This is a genomic window from Vibrio sp. 10N.261.52.A1 (genome assembly GCF_002876325.1).
Lineage (GTDB): Bacteria > Pseudomonadota > Gammaproteobacteria > Enterobacterales > Vibrionaceae > Vibrio > Vibrio chagasii.
On record NZ_MCYD01000559.1, the window covers coordinates 1 to 5,088 of the forward strand.

A 5,088-nucleotide genomic window follows, 5' to 3' on the forward strand; every position below is an offset into this window, starting at 1 on the left:
TAAGTCGGCACACTAAATTCTTTATGCTTTTGTCCGTGCTGTTACTCCCTGTTAAAGAGTGTTGACACCAACAAATCAAATTGTGGTGCCCGGAGGCGGAATCGAACCACCGACACGAGGATTTTCAATCCTCTGCTCTACCGACTGAGCTATCCGGGCAACGGAGCGCTATTAAACGGATTTTCTGCATAACCGTCAACACCTTTTTTGAAAATAATTAAAAAAAACGTTCGTTAGTTGTTTTTTTATTCAAAAGTGAGGCTTACGTTTTACCTTGGTTAAAATCTTTCTTGAACTTTGTTACTTTTTCTAGGTATCGGCGCGACTCTTTGTTCGGGTGTTTTTTAGTAAGTGCCCAGTAAGCTTGACTCGGTTGCAGTGAGTTTAAGTCACGCATTGCTCGCTTTCTGTCCTTGCTAAAGGTATTGAGTACACCGCCAGTGCCACCGTTGTACGCAGAGATCATGCTGTATTCCAATGTTGTGGGGTGTCGCACATCTTTCAAATAGCGATTTTTAAGGATGTAAAAGTACGCGGTGCCGGCATCAATGTTGTTTTCTGGGTTGAATAAGTACTCAGGAGTGGGCTCCCCAGGTTTGTTTTTTACCAGTTTAAATACATCTCGACCTGCTGTTTTCGGCACAACTTGCATCAAGCCGTATGCATTCGCCCAGCTAACCGCATATGGGTTAAAGCTACTTTCTGTCTTGATGATTGCGTAGATTAAGTCTTCAGGGATGTCATAGCGCTTAGATGCGCGTCGAACGATATCGGCATATTGGTAACTACGCTGGCTTGCGTGATCGGCCACCATAGGGATTTCAACGTAATAGGCTTTTTTAAAGTCGACTTCTTTGGTTTTGAGGTTGTTGGCAATCAGGTAGTCAGCAAATTTGTTGGCGCGCCATGTCCATTGGATAGGCTTTTTCTCTTGGTCTACAACTTGGTTATAGAGAAAAGGTTTACCTTCTAATTTGATACTTTTTGAAGAGAATAGGTCGACATGTGCTGGATCATCTGGCGTAAGCAGCGTTGTCATAATTGCATTTTTGAGGTGTTTTTTAGGCTCTGTTGAGGAAACTGTTTCTACCGTTATCAGGCCCTCGCTAAAGTTTACTTCTGATCGGCTCAAGTAATTATCTATGTATTTCACATAGTTACTCTTACCTGCCATCTTGATTTCGTTGCTACCCCAGCGCTTTTGGATATTGCCAGAAAAGCTATTGATCAAAGCGTCTAATGCGCCTGTATCTTTTTCAAATTGACCGGGTAACTCCGCTAAGTTATTTACGAATCGGTTGGTTGGCTCGTAATTCACATCATAAATGCTCTCAACGAACTCACGACTGCAACCAGTAAGTAGCATGGCGGTTAGGAAGTAACTGAGCTTTTTCATAGTTCCTCATACAAAAATGACATCGCAGCGCTAACCATGATGTCATTAAAATTTGCTTAAATAAATGTCTTATTCGCTTGGTGGAGTGTAGCCATCAATTACGACATCTTTACCTTCGAAAAGGAAGTTAACCATCTCAGTTTCAAGAAGTTTACGATGTTCAGGATCCATCATATTTAGCTTCTTTTCATTGATAAGCATGGTTTGTTTGCTTTGCCATTGTCCCCAAGCTTCTTTAGAGATGTTGTCAAAGATACGCTTACCTAAGTCACCTGGGTAAAGTTGAAATTCTAAGCCTTCAGCGTCTTTCTGGAGGCGAGCACAAAATACAGTGCGGCTCATAGTGGTTCCTCTTATCGCGTTCGTTGATTCAAACGTCGTCATTCAGTTCAAATGGTAGGCTTTCAATAAGCTGCTTTACAGGAGCGGCTAGGCCAATTTCTTCTGGTTTTGATAAGTTATACCAGAGACCTTTAGTCCCTTCCATTATCAAATCTGGTTGTTTATCTAATTTTACTAATACTGGTGTGATATCTAAGTGGTAGTGGCTGAAAGTATGCCTAAACGCAATCATGGTCTTGATTGAATCTGTGTTTGTGATTGAACGAAGATCCAATTGGTGTTCGATTTCTGCGTTCTCATTTTGAGGGAAACAGAATAAGCCTCCCCAGATACCTGATTGAGGGCGCTGCTCAAGCCACACTTGGTTATCGTGATACAGGATTACAAACCATGTCTCTTTTACTGGTTTCTCTTTCTTTGGCTTTTTGCCAGGGAAGTCGAGTTGTCTATCGAGTTTTTTAGCTTCACACATGCTTTCAATTGGGCACAGAGTACATTTAGGCTTGCTACGAGTACAAACCATTGCTCCCATATCCATCATAGCTTGATTGTACTTATCGACATCTTGCTTTGGTGTGTGTGCCTCTGCGTGTTCCCAGAGTTGGTTTTCAACCTTCTTTTGTCCAGGCCAACCCTCGACAGCAAAGCTTCTTGCAAGCGTTCGCTTCACGTTACCATCAAGGATCGCATGAGGGAGCTTGTAAACAGAGGACAGAACAGCTGCCGCTGTTGAGCGACCAATGCCTGGAAGCGCATTCATTTCTTCGAGAGAAAGTGGAAACTCCCCACCATATTGCTCTGCGACGATCTTGGCAGCTTTGTGTAGGTTACGAGCTCGTGCGTAGTAACCAAGCCCTGTCCATAGATGGAGCACTTCATCTTGCTCGGCGTTTGCTAGATCGATAACTGTAGGAAAACGTTCCAAGAAGCGTTGGTAGTATGGAATCACCGTGGTGACCTGAGTCTGCTGAAGCATGATTTCAGATAGCCAAACGGTGTAGGCGGTTTTGTTTTGTTGCCAAGGTAATTCTTTACGCCCGTAGGCGTCATACCACTTTAATATGGCGGTTGCGAAAGGAGTCACGACATGCTCTATGCTTTGCTATTATTAGAAGCGAAATTGCACCACACTTAACGTTGGATGTAAAACAGACAAATTGTGTGGGAATTTATCCACGGAAAGACTTGCACCGAAGGCAATTCTTTGGATAATCCCCGCTTTGATTAATCAATGTGCAGGCAAAAATCAATGAGTGAAGTGACCACTAACGAATATACTGAAGACGGCAAACTGGTTCGTAAGATCCGTAGTTTTGTTCGCCGCGAAGGCCGCTTAACAAAAGGCCAAGAGAACGCGATGAATGAATGTTGGCCAACAATGGGTATCGACTACAACCCAGAGCTTCTTAACTGGAAAGAAGTATTTGGCAACGATAACCCAGTTGTACTAGAGATTGGCTTCGGTATGGGTGCATCACTGGTTGAAATGGCAAAGAACGCACCTGAGAAGAACTTCTTAGGTATTGAAGTTCACAGCCCAGGTGTTGGTGCTTGTTTGGGTACTGCGCGCGATGCTGGCGTAACTAACCTACGTGTAATGTGTCACGATGCTGTTGAAGTATTTGAACACATGATTCCAGATAGCAGCCTGCATACACTGCAACTGTTTTTCCCTGACCCATGGCACAAAGCTCGCCACCACAAGCGTCGTATCGTTAAAGCTGAATTCGCTGAAATGGTTCGCGCTAAACTACACCTTGAAACTGGTATTTTCCACATGGCAACTGACTGGGAAAACTACGCAGAGCACATGATTGAAGTAATGAATGCTGCACCAGGTTTCGAGAATATCGCTGAAGATGGTGATTACATTCCTCGCCCGGATGAGCGTCCACTGACTAAATTTGAAGCTCGTGGCCACCGTTTAGGTCATGGTGTTTGGGATATTAAGTACAAGCGTACTAAGTAATTCTGAACCTCAACAAATATAAGGTGAGATTTGATTAGGATCTTAACCTTACACTTTGTGGGATTGATAAAAGCCAACATTATTGTAGTGTTGGCTTTTTTGTCCTTAGGCTTTTATTTCAGTAAAGGCTTAACGACAGAAAGTAATACCAATCACAGTAAGTAAGTGATTAAAAATAGCGTAGGAACAAGGCAGGTTTTTTCGATAAGTAGTTACTCTACAATCAAAAATTCTAACGCAGTTATCGAGCGTTTTAACAAGCTAGAGTGAGCCGTTATTTACTACGATTGGTATATGTTACGTCCCTACAAAAATAACAATATAGAAGTAAGCACACATGAAACCAACTCAAGCTATTTTGGCCGAGATCTTAGAAGAAGTTCGCCCTTTAATTGGTCAGGGAAAGGTCGCTGATTATATTCCTGCATTAGCGCGTATATCGAACCAGAAACTGGCGATTGCGGTATACACCAATGAAGGAGAAGTGATTCAAGCTGGTGATGCAGAGGAAGCCTTCTCTGTACAATCTATTTCTAAGGCTTTGAGTTTGACGTTAGCAATGGTGCTCTATAAGCCGGAAGAGATTTGGCAGCGTGTAGGTAAAGAACCTTCAGGGCAAGCTTTTAACTCGATGATCCAGCTTGAGATGGAGCAGGGTATCCCTCGAAACCCATTTATTAATGCTGGTGCGATTGTTGTCGCTGACCTATTACAAAGCCGCTTGTCAGCACCAAGACAGCGTTTATTGGAGTTTGTGCGTCAGTTATCGGGCGATACTCATATTGTGTACGATAAGGTTGTAGCGGCTTCAGAAATGATGCATAGCGACCGTAATGCCGCTATCGCGTACTTGATGCGTTCATTTGGTAATTTTGAGAACGATGTTATCCCTGTACTCAATAATTACTTCCATGCTTGTGCACTTAAGATGACTTGTGTGGATTTGGCGAAAACCTTTAGCTACTTAGCGAACAAAGGTGTGTCAGTACAGACTAAGAAAGAGATTATCACGCCGGTACAGACCAAGCAGCTGAATGCTTTGCTTGCAACTTGTGGTTTGTATGATGGCGCAGGTGAGTTTGCTTATCGCGTCGGCATGCCGGGCAAATCGGGAGTAGGTGGCGGGATTATCGCTATCGTTCCTGGTGAAATGACGATTGCTGTGTGGTCTCCAGAGCTGGATCCTTCTGGTAACTCACTGGCTGGCACTAAGGCTCTCGAGCTGCTTTCAGAACGTATTGGTCGTTCGATTTTTTAGAAGAAAGATGCGAGCACGGACTTCGTCCTATAGAGCGCTTCGCTTCGAGAAAGACTCTTCCAATAAAAAGGGTTGACCCTAAAGCCAACCCTTTTATCATTTTTCTCGAATCTCGAATCTCGA

5 protein-coding genes and 1 tRNA gene are annotated in these 5,088 nt (G+C 43.4%); 2 read left to right on the forward strand and 4 right to left on the reverse strand.

The window, feature by feature from the left end:
- Window positions 1–83: 83 nt before the first annotated feature.
- From BCT81_RS08680 to mutY, 4 genes are all read right to left on the reverse strand, one after another.
- Window positions 84–159: transfer RNA gene (locus tag BCT81_RS08680), tRNA-Phe, on the reverse strand.
- Window positions 160–262: 103 nt separating this feature from the next.
- Window positions 263–1,396: a membrane-bound lytic murein transglycosylase MltC gene (mltC, locus tag BCT81_RS08685; RefSeq protein WP_061032406.1), complete on the reverse strand. Its 1,134-nt coding sequence runs from the start codon at window positions 1,394–1,396 to the stop codon at window positions 263–265.
- A 69-nt stretch (window positions 1,397–1,465) separates the two neighbouring features.
- Window positions 1,466–1,738: an oxidative damage protection protein gene (locus BCT81_RS08690; RefSeq protein ID WP_004738952.1), complete on the reverse strand. Its 273-nt coding sequence runs from the start codon at window positions 1,736–1,738 to the stop codon at window positions 1,466–1,468.
- A 28-nt stretch (window positions 1,739–1,766) separates the two neighbouring features.
- Window positions 1,767–2,822, reverse strand: a complete 1,056-nt coding sequence (mutY, locus tag BCT81_RS08695; RefSeq protein ID WP_061032407.1) for an A/G-specific adenine glycosylase — start codon at window positions 2,820–2,822, stop codon at window positions 1,767–1,769.
- Window positions 2,823–2,987: 165 nt separating this feature from the next.
- Between mutY and trmB the strand changes: the two genes are divergently transcribed.
- Window positions 2,988–3,707 (forward strand): tRNA (guanosine(46)-N7)-methyltransferase TrmB, encoded by a 720-nt coding sequence (gene trmB, locus BCT81_RS08700; protein WP_004738956.1) that lies wholly within the window; start codon window positions 2,988–2,990, stop codon window positions 3,705–3,707.
- Window positions 3,708–4,044: 337 nt separating this feature from the next.
- The gene (gene glsB / locus BCT81_RS08705; protein WP_102423864.1) at window positions 4,045–4,965 is read left to right on the forward strand and encodes a glutaminase B; all 921 of its coding nucleotides are present in this window, start codon (window positions 4,045–4,047) and stop codon (window positions 4,963–4,965) included.
- Window positions 4,966–5,088: the final 123 nt, after the last annotated feature.